Origin of the sequence: Paenibacillus humicus NBRC 102415, from assembly GCF_004000905.1 — a bacterium.
Classification (GTDB): domain Bacteria; phylum Bacillota; class Bacilli; order Paenibacillales; family Paenibacillaceae; genus Paenibacillus_O; species Paenibacillus_O humicus.
On the sequence record NZ_BIMD01000022.1, the window covers coordinates 66520 to 83195 of the forward strand.

At 60.3% G+C, this 16676-nt stretch carries 9 protein-coding genes; 4 read left to right on the forward strand and 5 right to left on the reverse strand.

The annotated features are described in order from the left end of the window. Positions 1–67 precede the first annotated feature (67 nt). A complete protein-coding gene (locus tag PHU01S_RS14565; RefSeq protein ID WP_048746752.1) occupies positions 68–1288 on the forward strand; it encodes an MFS transporter in 1221 nt (406 codons plus the stop codon). A gap of 186 nt (positions 1289–1474) precedes the next feature. Then, on the forward strand, positions 1475–2317 hold the full coding sequence (locus PHU01S_RS14570; protein WP_127508155.1) for an aldo/keto reductase: 843 nt from the start codon (positions 1475–1477) through the stop codon (positions 2315–2317). 102 nt (positions 2318–2419) lie between these two features. On the opposite strand, the gene PHU01S_RS14575 is transcribed toward PHU01S_RS14570, so the two are convergent. Further along, positions 2420–3412 carry a phosphotransferase family protein gene (locus PHU01S_RS14575; protein ID WP_127508157.1) on the reverse strand — a complete coding sequence of 331 codons (993 nt, stop codon included), beginning with the start codon at positions 3410–3412 and terminating at the stop codon, positions 2420–2422. Between the two features lie 130 nt (positions 3413–3542). Here PHU01S_RS14575 and PHU01S_RS14580 point away from each other — a divergent pair, with 130 nt between their 5' ends. Together PHU01S_RS14580 and PHU01S_RS14585 are read left to right on the forward strand one after the other, a co-directional pair. After that, positions 3543–4760 carry a hypothetical protein gene (locus tag PHU01S_RS14580; protein ID WP_127508159.1) on the forward strand — a complete coding sequence of 406 codons (1218 nt, stop codon included), beginning with the start codon at positions 3543–3545 and terminating at the stop codon, positions 4758–4760. Between the two features lie 661 nt (positions 4761–5421). Then, entirely contained in the window at positions 5422–12384 is a 6963-nt protein-coding gene (locus tag PHU01S_RS14585; protein ID WP_127508170.1) for a glycoside hydrolase family 3 N-terminal domain-containing protein, read from the forward strand. Between the two features lie 129 nt (positions 12385–12513). Here PHU01S_RS14585 and PHU01S_RS14590 read toward each other — a convergent pair whose 3' ends face one another. The 4 genes from PHU01S_RS14590 to PHU01S_RS14605 all read right to left on the reverse strand — a co-directional run bounded on the left by PHU01S_RS14590 (position 12514) and on the right by PHU01S_RS14605 (position 16131). Beyond that, positions 12514–13029, reverse strand: a complete 516-nt coding sequence (locus tag PHU01S_RS14590; RefSeq protein ID WP_048746742.1) for a phosphoesterase — start codon at positions 13027–13029, stop codon at positions 12514–12516. A 155-nt stretch (positions 13030–13184) separates the two neighbouring features. After that, positions 13185–14141: a class I SAM-dependent methyltransferase gene (locus PHU01S_RS14595; protein WP_127508161.1), complete on the reverse strand. Its 957-nt coding sequence runs from the start codon at positions 14139–14141 to the stop codon at positions 13185–13187. Positions 14142–14234: 93 nt separating this feature from the next. Beyond that, positions 14235–14813, reverse strand: a complete 579-nt coding sequence (locus PHU01S_RS14600) for a winged helix-turn-helix domain-containing protein (protein WP_049868041.1) — start codon at positions 14811–14813, stop codon at positions 14235–14237. 37 nt (positions 14814–14850) lie between these two features. Beyond that, positions 14851–16131 carry an MFS transporter gene (locus PHU01S_RS14605; RefSeq protein ID WP_127508163.1) on the reverse strand — a complete coding sequence of 427 codons (1281 nt, stop codon included), beginning with the start codon at positions 16129–16131 and terminating at the stop codon, positions 14851–14853. Between the last annotated feature and the right edge of the window lie 545 nt (positions 16132–16676).

Genomic DNA, 16676 nt, shown 5'->3' on the forward strand with positions numbered 1-16676 from the left:
CAAATTGTTGTTACAGTTCCATAATAGCATTTACCGGCACGAGATAACATCAAGGAGTTGAATTCAAGTGCAATCAAGCTCAAGAAAAAATACGCTGGCGCTGCTTTCGCTTGCTATCAGCGCCTTTGCCATTGGAACGACGGAATTCATCAGCGTAGGACTGCTGCCGATGATTTCCGGAGATTTGGACATACCGGTCACGATGGCCGGATTGACCGTGACGCTGTACGCGCTCGGGGTCATGTTCGGCGCCCCGGTGCTGACATCGCTGACGTCGTCCATTCCCCGCAAGACGCTGCTGATCGCCATCATGCTGGTCTTCATCGCCGGCAACAGCCTGGCCGCCTTCTCGACCGGCTTCGGCATGCTGCTCGCGGCCCGGGTGCTGTCGGCGCTCGCGCATGGCGTGTTCATGTCGATCGGTTCGACGATCGCCGCCGATCTGGTTCCGGAGGACAGGCGTGCCAGTGCAATCGCGGCCATGTTCACGGGCCTTACTGTCGCGACGGTGACGGGAGTTCCGCTCGGGACCTTCATCGGCCAGCAGCTGGGATGGCGTTCCGCTTTCATCGGCATTGTGCTCATCGGAATTATCGCTCTCGCAGCGGCATGGGTGCTTGTGCCCGCTCAAGGCTTGCGTCAGGGAGAAAGGACGCCGCTGAAGGAGCAGGTCAAGCTGTTGACGAGCGGCAGGCTTGTGCTGGCCTTCCTCATCACGGCGCTTGGTTATGGAGGGACGTTTGTCGTCTTCACTTATTTATCCCCATTGCTCCACGAGATAACCGGATTCAAGGAATCCGCAGCGGCGCTGATTCTGCTTCTGTACGGAATCGCCATTGCCATCGGGAATCTCATCGGGGGAAAAGCGGCCAACCGCAGGCCGCTGCCGGCCCTGCTCGCCATGTTCGCCGTACAAGCCGTCATCCTGCTCGTCATGATGGCGGCGCTGCCGCATAAGATCGCCGGACTGATCGCGGTGTTCGCGATGGGGCTGTTCGCCTTCATGAACGTGCCGGGACTCCAGCTCCATGTCGTGCAGCTGGCGGAGCGTTACGCTCCCAAGGCGGTCGATGTCGCTTCGGCCGTCAACATTGCCGCATTCAACGGCGGCATCGCGCTGGGAGCTTGGCTGGGCGGCATGGTGACCGACCATATGGGGTTGATCCATACCACGTGGATGGGAGCTATCATGGTGGCGTCCGCAGTTGTTTTGACCGCATGGAGCCTGCTCTTGGAGAAGAAAAGCTCGAAGGTTGAAGCGATGGCTGCCGAAAGGCAGACGGTCTAAGCTTCAGGCAGTGTTGAAGTTGAATTGCGTGCTGGAAAGCAGGAGCAGTCATGCAAATGCAGCCATAAAGAGCAGTCGCGGCTAGAGCAGTCATGCAAGTGCAGTCAGGACACGGGAGCAAGAGCCAAAGACCGAGGTTGCATTGCACAAGGATGCATGACAGCAATCAAGGAAAGGGAGATGGGAATGAACGCATTTACGAATCGAACGGTTGCACTGGCCAACGGGGTCGCCATGCCTTGGCTCGGCATGGGGGTATTCAAGGTCGAGGAGGGGCAGGAGCTCGTCGAGGCGGTCAAGGCCGCCGTTCGCCTTGGTTATCGGAGCATCGATACGGCCGCTGTCTATGCCAACGAAAGCAGCGTCGGGCAGGGCATCCGGGAAGCGCTGGAGGAGAACGGACTGTCGCGGGATCAGTTGTTCGTCACCTCGAAGGTATGGAATTCCGACCTCGGCTATGAGGAGACCTTGGCCGCCTATGAGGCCAGCTTGAGCAAATTAGGATTGGATTATCTGGATCTGTACCTGATTCATTGGCCCGTTGCCGGGAAATACAAGGATGCTTGGCGGGCTCTCGAGACGCTGTACAAGGATGGCCGTGTGAAGGCGATCGGCGTCAGCAACTTCCATGTCAGCCATCTGGAGGATTTGATGAAGGACGCTGCGGTGCGCCCGATGGTCGACCAGGTCGAGTTCCATCCGCTGCTGTCGCAGCCGGAGCTGCGCCGTTTCGCCAAGGCGCAAGGCATCCAGCTGGAAGCCTGGTCGCCGCTGATGCAGGGCCAGCTGCTGGATCATCCGCTGCTGTCGGACATTGCCTCCAGACACGGCAAATCCGTCGCGCAGGTCCTTATTCGCTGGGATCTCCAGCATGGCGTCATCACGATTCCGAAATCGACGAAGGCGGAGAGGCTGGCCGAAAACGCAGCCGTCGACGATTTCGAGCTGACGCCGACCGAGATGGAGTCCATCGACGCTCTCAACGAGAACCGCCGCGTTGGCCCGGACCCGGACAACTTCGATTTTTAAGCACGAAAACATGCTCCGCAGACGGAAGGTGGAAACCTTCCGCTGCGGAGCGTTTTTGTTGAAGGGGCGAGCCGAAGGGCAGGACGCCGGCGAACGGACGCCCTAGATCACATTCTGCCGCCCTTCCTCGGCCCGGTCCATCGTGAAGCCGATCAGTCGCCGCAGATCCGCCGTGCGGATGGGAGCATGCTCCCCGGAGCGGCTCAGCAAGTCGCATAGCGCCACCATATCCTCCAGCAGCGACAGCTCCCGCCACCGCTCCGGCAGGAAGCCTCCGCCTGACCGGTAGCCGGCGGCGAAGGCTTCCTCGGCCGCGGTGCCTCGAGGCTCGTAGCGGAGCCAGTTGCCGATGTCCGCCATGGCGCTGCCGGCATAGGCGAATTCCCAGTCGAGAACGGCCGACAGCTCGCGGCGGCCGCCTGTCCTCACGCCAAGCACGTTCAATGCGTTGTAGTCGGAATGGACGAGCACGGGCAACATGGCATGCAGGTCGAGAAGAGGCGAGAAGCTGACGCCGAAATGATCGAGCCTCCGCGTCGCTTCCGTTCCAAGCAGGCTTCCTGCTGCCGCCTCCAGGCAATGCGCGATGAATTGCCGCCAGCCCTCTCCGTTCAAGGCGAGCGGCTCGCTGACCGCAAGCTCCCCGTCCAGGAAGCCGGCTTCCTGGAACCGGATGTCATGGATGGCCGCCAGCGTACGGCCGGCTGCATGATGCCATTCCGACTTGGCATCCATGCTGCCGGAGCGGAGCTCGTCCGCGAGCAGCACGCCGGGCATCCATTCCATGATCGCCCAAGGAGCAGGATAGAGAGAGCCGCTCCAGTCGGAAGCCAGGAGGCGCGGCAGCGGAAGGCTTCCAGCGAGCAAGCGGGAAATGGACGCTTCCTTGCGCGCGACCACAGCATTCTGCCTGTAGATTCTCAGGGCGTAGGAACGCCCTCCCGAATCCAGTTTGTACACGAGGTTGCTGAGCCCGGCTCCGGTGCGTTGAGGCGTGCAATGCCGCAGCTCCGGCAAGGCGGCTGCAGCAAGCTCGCGGATGATGTGCGGCTCCGGCTCGGGCGGCGTTTCTCCTCGTTCCCAATTTTCCTTCATACGTCGGGTCTCCCCTTTCAAATCCAAATTGCAGTCATCTCACCAACAATCCTGCAAAAGCATAAAGTAGGCATATGCCAATATCGAGATGGAGTGAGAGCCTGTGCTTGAACCGTTTTCTGCTGACGGCGTGTCCGAACATTCCCCTGTGGAACCGTTCCCTGAACGGTTCCGGCTGCTTGGGCAGCAAGGAGCCGGCTTGGCGTTGACGGCGGCTGTTCCGCTCGGCATGCCTGCCAGCTTCGACAGCCGAGGCCTCTTCGGCAGGTTTGGGAGCTTCGGTTCGAAGGAAGGCAAGGGAGCGCCGGGAGGCAAGACCAAGTCCGTGCCGAAGCCGCTGGCCAAGTTCCTTCCGAAGGAGCTGCTGCAGGTTGATGCGCTGAGTCCCATCTCGATTCAGGTCATTTTCAGCAGGCCGCTGGCGGACGAGGAGCTCGAGGCGGATACGGCGAGGGCCTCGTTCAAGCTTGGAAGCGATCTGGAGCTGTCCGGTACGCCCCGCCTGAAGGCGGGGACGAAGGCCAGCTACATCGTCCCGACTGCTCTGCAGCAGCCGGGCAAGCGTTACACGCTCTCCTATCGGGGCGGCGACAAGCTTGGCTTCAAAGCCGGCGTAGACCGCCTCTTCTTCCGTTATGTGCGGCAGATCTCGTACGACACCATTGAAGTGGTGCCGCTTCTCGCCGACGGCGTCGCCGATTGCGGGATGGTATGCGCGGATGAAGCCGGGACGGACTGCTCGGGCCCGCTGCTGAAGCTGAATCCGGACAACGTGAGCGGCGGCAGGCACTATCAGATCGTGCCGCCTTTGGAGGGAAAGACGGTACGGGTGTGCCCTGCAGGAGGCTTGCCTCTCCTTGCCGGATATGTGGAGAGGACACAGCTCGAAGGCGGCGTGCAGGCCCCGCAGTTTCGCCTGCCCGAAGGGTATGCGTTCACTCCGGGACAGCTCTATGCAGCGGATATGGATTGGGGCCGGATCGGCCGGGACGAGTTCGCGGGGAGCGCCTGGCAAGCGCTCAAGATCAAAGGAGTCCGCTTGATCGAGCCGGATCTGATCCGGGTCGAGCTTGCCGCCGACCCTGGTTGCGATCTATTCGCCGGACGCATGCTGCAGCTCGCCTGCCATGGCGAGGCGTCCAAGCGGGCTTCGTACGTTCCGGGCAGCAGAGACGGCGCGGCGGGCGAATTCCGGCTGCTTCCGGGCTGGAGCCTCCAGCCGGGCAAAACGTACCGCGCCGCCCCGATCGGGCCGTGGGCTGCCTGTCCGCCGGAAGGCATGCCGCTCCAGTCGCTCGCTCCAAGTATAACAGGGACGGCACCGAGGGCGAAGTCCGGCGCTCGATGAGGATGGCCATGCCGAGGCGGTTATATGGGTTATTTTCATTGGGATTTCCAATCCCCTCCCGGATAGAGGAGTTCGACAAAAGCGGGTCTTTCGTCGGACTCCGGTTGAAGGTTCGACAGGCGCGCGCATAGTTCCAAGGCTTCCTTTCGACAAGAGAGCAGGACCTCGGATTGACACGATGTAACCGATTTCATAAGGCATTGAGGCAAAAGACCTGCCAAACATCGCACCGTAATCCCCGCTGCCGAAGGGGGAATGGTCTGCATTCCGGGAGTTTGGTCCCTTGCCTCCTTAATGGCCGCGACTCTATAGTGAAAGGGATACTTGCCGCGTTTGCTCTTCTTCGCGAGACTGCCCTGACCGCTTGAGCGGCCTTAGTGACATGGTTGTCCCGTTTGATGGACGCTGCTGCCGCCTTGTTTGACCGATGGAGCATCGCCTGGATCGAGGGTTGCTCTGTCGACGCGTTTGATGGGATAGCAGGGGTACTGAAGAGACAAGCCGCTTCAAAATGGAAACGCTTACGAAATAGGCGGAATTGTTTTGGACGCGAAGGGGAAAGCCGGCCGGCAAAGTAATTCGGATTCATTCCGCAAAATGTAATCGATAACATTTAAGGCATTATTCATTCACAGGGAGGTTCAAGCCATTCATGCCAACGATGAAAAGAACCCAGGCCGATAAGTCCAGAAGCGGCCGATTCAGCCGCCGATCTCCGTCCGTACGCCGCCCGGCGGTACGGTGGCTGGCTGGAGCGACGGCCGGCTCGCTGCTGCTCGGCCTGCTGCCGCTGCATGCCGCCGCCGCCCCGGCAGATCCGGCGTCGCTGCCGGCTTATTACAATCCGTCGAAACCGACGGCAGAACGCGTCGCGGACCTGCTACGCCGGATGACGCTGGACGAGAAGGTCGGCCAGATGGTCCAGGCGGAACGGGCATCCGTCACGCCGGAGGATGTTCTGGCCTACGGGCTCGGCTCGGTGTTCAGCGGCGGCGGCTCGTTCCCGAACGGCAAGCTGGCCGACAGCACTCTTGAGCAGTGGACCAAGCTGTACAACGGCTATCAGGACGGCGCTCTGTCGACGCGTCTCGGCATTCCGCTCCTGTACGGCGTGGACGGCGTGCACGGCCATAACAACGTCAAGGACGCCACGCTGTTTCCTCATAATATCGGCCTGGCTGCGACGCATGACGCCGAGCTGGCCGAAAAGGCGGGCGCTGCGGCAGCGGCGGAAATCCGCGCCACCGGCATCAACTGGACGTTCGCGCCGACGCTCGCCGACGTCCAGAACATCTCCTGGGGCCGGACCTACGAAGGCTTCGGCGACGATCCGGCTGTTGCGGCGGAGCTTGGAGCGGCTTACATCAAGGGGCTGCAGGGCGGGAAGCCCGGGGACTTGCAGCGGCCGGACAAGGTCGTCGCCACGGCGAAGCATTTTATCGGGGAGGGTTACACCGACAACGGCATCAACCAGGGCAATGTGACGCGGTACTCGGAGGAGCAGATCTGGGCGCTTGAGAAGCAGGTGTACGAGGCGGCCGTCCGAGCGGGCGTCGGCACGGTAATGGCTTCGTACCACAGCATTCAGGGCCTCAAGATGCATGCCAACCAGCGGCTCCTGCAGGACAAGCTCAAGGGAGAGCTCGGGTTCAAGGGCTTCGTCGTCTCCGACTACAACGCGATCGACCAGATTACGAAGGACTGGCAGGGCAACGCCGTCAGCGGCTTGAAGGCCCAGGTCAAGACGGCCGTCAACGCGGGCGTCGACATGATCATGGAGCCGGACAAGTGGAAGGAGGTCGTGACCGACCTCAAGCAGCTGGCCGAGGAAGGCGGAATCTCACAGGCGCGGATCGACGACGCCGTGTCGCGGATCCTGACGGTGAAGTTCGATTCCGGCGTCTTCGAGCATCCGAAGTCCGACCCGGATCAACAGGCCGCATTCGGCTCGGCTCAGAGCCGGGCGGTCGCTCGCGAAGCGGTCGCGCAGTCGCTTGTGCTGCTCAAGAACGATGTCGTTCCGGGCGAGGACGGCTCCGAGTCGCCGATTATGTCCCAGCTGTCCGGAATGAAGGATATTTTTGTTGCCGGCAAGGCGGCGGGCGATATCGGCAGGCAGGCAGGCGGCTGGTCGATCACATGGCAGGGCAGCGCCGGGGCGATCACCAAAGGCACGACGATTCTGCAAGGCTTGCAGAAGGCGGCGGAGTCCGGCGGCAAGAAGGTGACCTACAACGAGCATGGCCGCGGCGCGAAAGGCCATGACGCGGCCATCGTCGTTGTCGGTGAGATGCCGTATGCCGAATCGGACGGGGATACGTCCAACCTTAACCTGAATACAGAGGATCTGGCCACGCTGGCCAACGTTCGGGCTGCCGATCCGGAGCTGCCGATCGTTCTCGTGCTCGTCTCGGGCCGCCCGATGACGATCGGCGACCAGCTGAAGGACATCCAGGGGCTGGTAGCCGCCTGGCTCCCCGGCACGGAGGGCGATGGAGTCGCGGACGTGCTGCTCGGGAGCAAGGACTTTACGGGCAAGCTGCCGTTGAAATGGCCGTTCAGCCTGAGCGCCTACGATCATGCCGGCGATTCCGGGCAGTTCCTGTTCAAGACGGGGTACGGCTTGACCAAGTCGCAGCCGACTCCGGATGATCTGCCGCAGCCTCCGGCTCAGCCGGACACGAGCATTCCGGTTCCGGGCGTCGTGCAGGCGGAGGATTACAGCGCGATGAGCGCGCCGGGAGCGGTGCAGACGGAAACTACCCAGGATGAAGGCGGAGGCAAGAACGTCGGTTATATCGATGCCGGCGACTGGCTCCAATACGAAGTCAATGCGCAAAGCGGCCTGTACGACGTCGAGGTGCGCTACGCCTCTTGGGGAGATTCATCGGGCGTCAAGATTCTGGACGGAACCGCCAAGGAGCTCGGCTCCGTGAAGCTGCCGAAAATCAACAGCTACCAGGACTGGGGGACGGCCGTCCTGCGTGGCGTTCCGATAGCCGCCGAAGGCAGGCAGAGCCTGCGCATCCTGTTCACGGGGGGGAGCATGAACCTCAACTGGCTGAAGTTCTCCCGCACGGGAGACGCTCCGGCTGACGGAGGCCAGCCCGGCACCGGGGAGCCGGGGGACGGCACGGTGCCGGAGGTGATTCAGGCGGACGCGGTGCAGAGCTGGACGACGAGCGAGCGCGATCCCGGCAATATCCAGTGGTATTATGCGGACCGTTCCAAGCCGGAGGACAAAAAGCTGGAGCAGCAGCAGCCTCTCGATATCGTCCGGCCGAACGAAGCCGCTGGAACGGTCCTTTCCCTCGATCCGGATGTGACTTATCAATCCATGGTCGGCATCGGCTCGTCGATGGAGGAATCGACGGTCGGCAATCTCGCCAAGATGTCGGCGGACAAGCGCAAGGAGCTGCTGGGCAAGCTGTTCGATCCGGCGGAAGGGGCGGGCATGAGCCTTGTGCGCGTGACGATCGGCACGGCCGATTTCACCGGGCAGCCGTTCTACACCTATGATGACATGCCGGCAGGACAGACCGATCCGGGCCTGGAGCATTTCTCGATTCAGAAGGACCGCGACCTGCACATCATTTCCACGCTGAAGGAAATCCAGGCAATCAACCCGGACGTGAAGTTCTTCGCTTCTCCGTGGAGCGCGCCGGGCTGGATGAAAACGACGGACAGCATGATCCGCGGAGAAATCAAGGAGGAGTATCTGCCGGTCTATGCGGACTATCTCGTGAAGTTCGTGCAGGCTTACCAAGCGGAAGGCATTCCGATGGAAATGCTGACCGTGCAGAACGAGCCTCTGCTGGAAATCGATTATCCGAGCACGAAAATGTCTTGGCAGCAGCAGGCAAGGCTGATGGTGCTGCTGCGCCAGAAGCTGGATGCGGCGGGCTTCGGACACGTCGGACTGCTCACGTACGACCACAATCCGGGCGACACGATGGCTTATCCCGCCCAGCTTCTGCGCGACAAGGCCGCATACGCGGCAGTGGACGGAACGGCTTTCCACGATTACGGCGGAGAGCTGAGCGAGATGACCAAGCTGCATGACCTGTTCCCGGACAAAAACGTCTACTTGACCGAACGCGCGGTCTGGGGCACGAAGGGAGCCGACCGCATCGCCCAGTACTTCCGCAATTGGGCGCGCAGCTACAATTCCTGGGTCGTCATGCTCGACAGTGACATCAAGTCGCATCAGTGGGTCGGCACGCCGGATCCGACTCCGGTCATCCAGGATTCCTCGGACCGCGACAACTACTGGATCGCTCCGGAGACGTACCTGATGGGCCAATTCTCGAAGTTCGTCCTCCCTGGCTACAAAAGGATCGAGAGCGATTACGGCTCCTCCGGCACCGTGACGAATGTCGCCTTTGTCAGTCCGGACGGACGCAAGGTCGTAACCGTCGCAATCAACCAGACCGACAAGGACCAGCCGATCAAGCTCATGAGCGACGGCACGCAGATCTCCGCGGTCGTTCCGGCCAAGGCGGTCACCACGTTCTCGTGGATTCGTCCCGAGCTGGGCCGGACCGCGCCGGGCAGCTTCCGCGCGGCGGACTTTGACCGCGCTAGAGGCGTCTATCAGACCGATACGGTTACGGGCGAAGTATATGGCCTCAATGAAGGCGAGTCGTCCGAGCCGGCTTCCTTCACCTACGACCTGACGGTCAAGAAGGCCGGCAGCTACTTCCTCGATCTCGGTTATGCCGGACAGCCTTCCGGCGCTTCTGCGGCCATCTCGATCGACGGCTCGGATGCCGGGACCTTGACGGTGACGCGCGATACTTACGCAGGGCCGAATCCGTACGGCTATGCGCGGGTCAAGCTGGCGCTGCCCGCCGGCGAGCACGCTCTGGGCGTGACGGCGGAAGGGACCGGCTACAGCTTGCGCGACATTCGCTTGACGACGGCCGGCAATAGCGCCGCCGCCCTGCCGAAGCGGATTCAAGCCGAGCAGGCGGACGAGTCCTCCGGCGTTCTCATCGAAGACGGAGCGGCCGGTACGGTTCCGGGCAGCTGGCTGGATTACCGGGTCAGCGTGCCGGAGGACGGCGCTTATCTGCTGACCTACCGTTACCGGACCCGTGGCGGAGACTCGGCCGCCGACGCTTCCTGGAAGCTGGACGGAGGAGGAGCTGTCCAACAGGATTCCCTCGCCGCGTCCGACGAATGGACGACGCTGACCTCGGCCATTCCGCTGTCCAAGGGGGAGCATACGCTCCGCCTGTCCGTTGGCGGAACGAACGTATCGCTGGACTGGATCGAGATCGGTCCGCGCATCGTCCGCAAGGACAACCCGCCGCTTATTCCGGTTCCGGGCACCGCAAGCGCGCTTGATTACGCCGCTATGAGCGGCCCTTCCGAGGGCGCGGGGGGAGCGGCGGATGGCCATAAGCTGACCGGCATCAAGGCTGGCGACTGGATCGACTACAAGCTGGATGTCCCGGAAGCGGGCAGCTACACCTTCACGCTTGAAATGAGCTCTCAAGCCGGCGGCATGGGCGCGTTCGATCTCAAGCTCGGAGACGCTGTCCTGGCGTCGTACGACGTCCCGCAGATTTACGGGAACTGGGTGAAGAGCCGCAAGACGGCCGCGCTGCCGCAAGGCGAAATCACGCTGCGCCTGGCCGCGAACGTGGAGGGCTTCGAGATCGGGGCGCTGGCCATCGAGCCGCTCCACCTCTTCGCCGCGGACGCTGGCGGCATCCTGAACATCGAGGCGGAGAGCTACTTCGATTCCGGACGCAATGCCATCGAGACGAATAAAGCGGCCGGAACGGCCAACGTGGGCTACACGAATGCGGGCAATCTGCTGCGTTATCGGGTGGACGTCCCGCAGGACGGCAACTACAAGGCGACCTACCGCTACGCGACGAAGCAAGGAGGAGTATCCGCTGCCCTGTTCGCGGACGGCGAGCTGAAAGGCACCGCGGCGCTGCCGTCCACAGGCGATTGGGGCGCGTACAAGACCGTCTCCCATATCGTCTCCCTCAAGGCGGGCGTGCAGGAGATCGGCGTGCTGGACCAGGGAGACGGCTTCAACATCGACTGGATCCGGCTGGAGCCGACGTCCGAAGAGAACCGGCCGGCGCTCAGCCGGGCAGCGGTTCCGTCCGCTTCCCTGAAAGCGGGCAAGTATGACTCGCCGCAGGAGCTGCTGCTGGCGAGCGCGACCGATGGCGCGACGGTGTACTATACGCTGGACGGTTCGCTGCCTGCTCCGGACAACGGTATCGCAGCAAACGGTCCAATCGCGGTATCCGGAACCGCCGTCATCCGCGCAGCCGCTTTCAAGGATGGCTTGCCGGGCAGCTTCACGGCCGCATTCACGTATGTAACCGGCAAATCGCAGCCAAGCGCGACGCCATCGGCGACACCGAGCGCGACACCTTCGACGACGCCGAGCGCGACACCTTCGGCGACGCCGACGCCTTGGCCGCCATACTGGCCGACTCCGTCGCCAACGCCATCTCCATCGGCGGCCCCTTCCGGAGCGGACATCACGACCGCCGTTCCTGTTCTTGATCCCGCATCGGGAATAGCCGCTGCCTCCATCGGCGCCGATGAGCTGAAGCGTGCGGCAGGTATGGGAGCGGCGGGCATCTCGATTCAAGTTCCCGCCCTGTCGGGAGCAAGAGGGTACCGGATCTCCATACCGGCGGCCGCTCTGACAGACGGCAAAGCCGCGCTTGAGATTCGAACGGCTGCCGGGATCGTGACGCTTCCGGCGGAAATGCTGAAAGGGTACGGAGATCCCGCATCCGGAACCGTGGAGCTCGAAATAGCCCGGATCCAAGGCGCGGCAAGCCCATCCGGCGTACGAATCACCCTCTCGGCTGCCGGCAAATCTCTCCTCTGGCGCGGCAAGCTGCAAGCGGTAGGGGTCAAGCTGCCGTACTCGGCAGGCGTGGAACAGTCCGCACATCCGCAGCGCATAACGGTGCGGATGTCGGACGAAAAAGGTATCGCCGCAGCGGTGCCGACCGCCCGCTACAGAGCGGGCTCGGGCACTGTCGAGTTCCAGACTTCGCTGCTTGGGGATTTCCAGATTGAATATGTGGTCAAGGAATTCAAGGATACGGTTCATCTGACATGGGCAGCCGAAGCTATCGACGCTCTGGCCGCCAAGGGCATCATCCGAGGAACAGGAGCTGAAGTCTTCACGCCAGCCGCGAATGTGCGCCGGGCCGACTTCGTCCTCATGCTCGTGAAGGCGCTCGGTCTTCGCGGTGAAGCAGGAGCTTCCTTCGCGGATGTTCCGGCGGGCTCCTATTACGAGGAGGAGGCGGCAATCGCCAAATCGCTTGGGATCGCGGCAGGCAGGGAGGATGGAAGCTTCGATCCTATGGCACCGATAAGCAGGCAGGAAATGATGGCAATGGCAGCCAGAGCCCTGAATTTGGCAGGCCGGCCGCTGCCGGAGGCGTCCGTCTCCGATCTTGACGGCTACAACGATCGGTCCGCTGTAGCGGCGTATGCGGCTGAAGCCGCAGCGGCGCTCGTCAAGGCGGGACTGCTGAGAGGGGATGGCAGCAGCCTGAACCCGGCAGGCCTGACGACACGCGCAGAGGCAGCCGTGCTGATCTATCGTCTGTACGCTTGGATGGACTGACCCGTCCAAGGAGAAAAAGCTTCCCGGCCATTGCGGCCGGGAAGCTTTTTTTATCCCTTCCAAGCGGAAGCGGCAGGAGGAGAGTCGGGCTGTCCGGCACGCCGATGCAGACAGCAGGCAGGTCCGTATTCATGTGGACCGATCTTCCCCGGAAGCAACGAAGTCAAGCACCTGTGCGAAGGAGACGGGACGATAGTCCCAATGCTCGACCGAGACGTTGAAATAACTGCGCCCGGCGTATTTTTGACCATGGATATGTCCGTGCACGTTCAAATAAGGCATGCTGCGGTTCATGTACATGGGCTCGTGGCTGAGGAAGTAGAAGCCTCGGTATACGATCGGCTGCTCGTGCACTTCGTCGAAGCCGGCCTCAAGCCACCATTCGCGGCTCCGGTCGCGGTCGTGGTTGCCGAGGATCAGATGCTTGTACCCGTTCAAGGCGCCGACGATTTCCCGGGTTCTGCCCAAGCCGCCAAAGGAGAAGTCTCCCAGATGGTAGACGGTATCTCCCTCGGAGACGGCCTCGTTCCAGCGTTGGATCATGGCGGCATCCATTTCCCCGGCATCGGCGAACGGCCGGGATTCATAATCGATGATTTCCCGGTGTCCGAAATGATGGTCCGATGTGACAAATATTTCCGGCATGGCTGTTCCTCCCTTATCGGCTGCATGCGCTATGAAGCGATTGTTTCCATCTTCGCCTAGATGTATAAGTCCGGCAAGGTACGTCCATGATGCGCAGCATGCTGTCGTCCTCCGCAATAAAGGCGGAAAAGCCGCAGGAAACGATCCTGACGGCTTTATTTAGACGGCTTCCGTTTTCCGGCACGCTTGCTTCGGTTGGGCTTATTTCGGGCAGGCGGCGTTTTCTTGGGGCTGCGCGCCGCTCGCTTTTTTCGCCTGGAGGAATCGTGGCGACGATTGGACGGCGGAGACTGCTGAGCAGCCGGAGAAGCGGCTTCCTCGGGAATGGATGCCGAAGCCGAACCGGCCTCGCCCGCCCGCATTCCGTCCAGGAGCAGATCCATCGGACCCGTGTATAAAAACGGCTCGCCGCTTTTTTCCTCCTGCGGCCGAAACCGCTGGGAGTCCACGTAAGCAGGCTCTTCAAGAGGCTGCGCGGCCATGATCGAAATCTCTTCATCCGAAATCTGTTCTTTGACGACGACCAGATGGAGCATCATTTGGTAGGCGACATTCATCTGGCTCTGACGAAGCAGGGAGAGCTCATGAGGCTCGTAAAGCCCGTCGTAGGGTGGGAAGTAGAAAAATTCCAGCTTCAGCAGCCTCAGATCCAGCTCTTCGCTTTCCCCTTCGGCATTTTGCTGCTCGGCATCCTCTTCCTCGATCGGCAAGACGACGGCTTCTTCCATCAAGGACCAATTCCGGCTGCCGGAAAGCTTGTATTCGTCCGGATCGACGTAACAGACCGGATGGCGCGTCCAGTAGCGGGGAGCGTGCTCATTCAGCAGCTGACGATACCGGCGGTTCGCGATGTGCGCCGAGACATGGGCATACGGAACGACGATGCACACGACGGCGCGGTGACGGCATACTCGGTAGATTTCGCGCAGCACAAAATCCGCATCCGCGGCATATTGAAGGCTGTTGGAAGCCATGACGAAGTCGACGGTTCCAGCCTCGAACGGAAGCGGGGAATCGAAATCATGAACGAGATCGACGCCATCATAGGGCAGCTTGTCGATCCCGTGGCATCCTGGATGCTTGATCGTCCCGCAGCCCAGGTCTATTTTCACATTACCTCATCCTTCGCGTAAAGCGGTTCATACAGTCTATTCACGAAGGAAGCTTGCCGTCTATGCGGTAGTCCATGGCCTTCAGCTTGGGCTTTATTTGCTTTTCAGTCCGTCTTCGCTCACCGCTGAAAGGGAAAGGAAAAGATGGTATTCCGCTTGTTCGCTGCGAGTCCGCCTGGAGTGGGTCTGCGCGAATTCAATGGCCAGTTTCAGGAACTCCTCGGCTTCTTCCTTGGTCAGGTAAACGTCCGAGTTGGAAAGGGTGCCGGTTCTTTTCCGTCCGGCTTCAGAACTTGCCAGATATTTTTCCTTGGCTGCGTCGAACATATTCGAGGCGAGCTTCTGGGACTCGGATCGGAAAATTTCCTTGATGGACTCGTCATCCGCCTCGTCCCGGCTTATATTGACGGTTCCGTCGTAGGCTTTATAGAATTTCGCTGTAATTCCGTTGATTTGCTTCGTCTCGACCAGCTCCAGCAGGCCGATGCTTTCAAGCTTGCGCGCATGATAATACACTTTGGCCGGAACCTCGCCCATTCGGTCCGCAATTTCCTTGATCGTTGCCGGATGGTCGGATTTATGAAAGAAATTCATGATTTTCATCCGGTATGGATCGGAAAAAATTCGGATTTCCTCGATCGTCTTGAGTACCTTCGTTTCGATAAGGGCCACTCCTGTCTGCTGCTTCGTACATGCTCGCCTTATTATACTATAATTTCATGAAATTCTTTTGGGTTAAAAGCAGCAGGCCGGGAATGATCATGATCAGGCCGGCAAGGAGATAGAGGGTTTGAACGGGCAGATGCTGGCCGGCAAAACCCGTTGCCACGGAACCGAGCGGAATGAGCGAGGAGCCGATCATCCCGGAAAGAGCGCCGATCCGGCCAAGCATGTTTTTTGGAGTCACCTCCATCATATAGGTGGACACGGGCGTTCCGATCATGGGGACCGCGAATCCGCCCAGGATGGAAAAGGCGGTGACAACGGCAAGCGGCTGCCATTGGATCAAAGATGGGAGGATAAATAGCGCCTGGCTGACGCCAAGCAGCAAGCAGCCGAAGACGATGAAAGAGCTTTTGCGATAACGAGCGCCGTAGGCGCTGATCAGCAAGCCGCTGGCGATCATGCCGCACATGAATCCGATTCCCATGATGCTTTGGCCCGACGGACCGGAATGCAGAACTTCTTTGACATATACCGTCTCCAAGACGTTATGGGGGGTGAGGCATACATTGAGCACGGCGGCGGTGAGCATCGTCAGCATGATCAGGCGGTGGGACCTCACGAATGCCATGCCTTCCTTGAACTGGCTCCAATAGGCTGCTTCGGAGGATGCGGCCGTTGAGGAAGGAGCCGCAGGGGGGTGGTCTTCAGTCGGAGAGATTCTCATGAATGCCAGTACCGCGGCAGCCGTGAAAAAGGTGCAGGCATCGATCAGGATGGCTCCTGACAAGCCGAAGGCGGCAATCAGGGCGCCTGCCGCCGCTACGCCGGCAAGCTCGGCTGTTCGCGAGGACGAAGCGCTTAGAGAGTTGCCGCTTAGCAGCAGCTCTTTGGGCAGCAGCCGGGGAACCACAGACATTTCCGCCGGGCCTGAAAAGCACTCGAAGGAGGAGTTCATGAAGGTGAAGATGAACAAGTGCCAAGGCTGCAGCCAGCCTTTCCAGTAGAGAAGAGCGGTCAAGGCTACGATTGCCCCGCGCGCCGAATAGGAGGTGATGATGACCGTTTTTTTGGACCAACGGTCGACGAGAACTCCCGTAAACAGGCTGAAGACGATGCCTGGAATGAAATTGATGGCGAAGAGGGTACCCATGAGGAGCTTGGAGCCGGTCAGCATATAGACCATCCAGCTGTAGGCGATGGAGTCGAGAGAGTCTCCGAAACGCGAAATGACTCGGGCCGTCAGCAGGAATAAAAAGGGCGTATGCTTTTTCAAACCTCTGATGCCTTGAGTCGGGGCCGCAGCTGCAACGGCGGGGATGCTCATCGTCAACACTCCATTCAATTTTTATGAACATGTAATTAAAATTAACGTTAAATTAATTTTAATGACGTGAGCCCGAATTTGCAAGCCCCCTTTTTGGAGGCTTGTCTTATATGCAGGCAGCAGCTGCAGCCATTCGTTCGTGAATTCGAACATGCTGGAGAAAGAAAGGACGATGAGGTACAGACGAATTCAATAGGGGAAGTCAATGCGGTGCAGCTGACCTATTAAGAGTGGAGTCAGGAGCGGATTTTAATGAAACGGACGGGTACGGGGATGAGAATTGAACTCGGATGACGGGTCCAAGGATCGAAGAATCAAAAGGGAAAGGAGGAGCGGAAGGAACGATTAATTCCTATAAATGAATACATATAGTAGAAGGAAAAATTCAGGACGCTCAGGTTTATAGAGGTCGCATCATCTTTTTTTGATTTTTTTTCGAAAAAGGGTTGCGCAAATCGGCATATGCATGGTATATTATAATTCCGGCCGAGAGATACACGGCACGGACGCGAAAAACGGACAAGCAGTACCGGCGATCGCAAGTG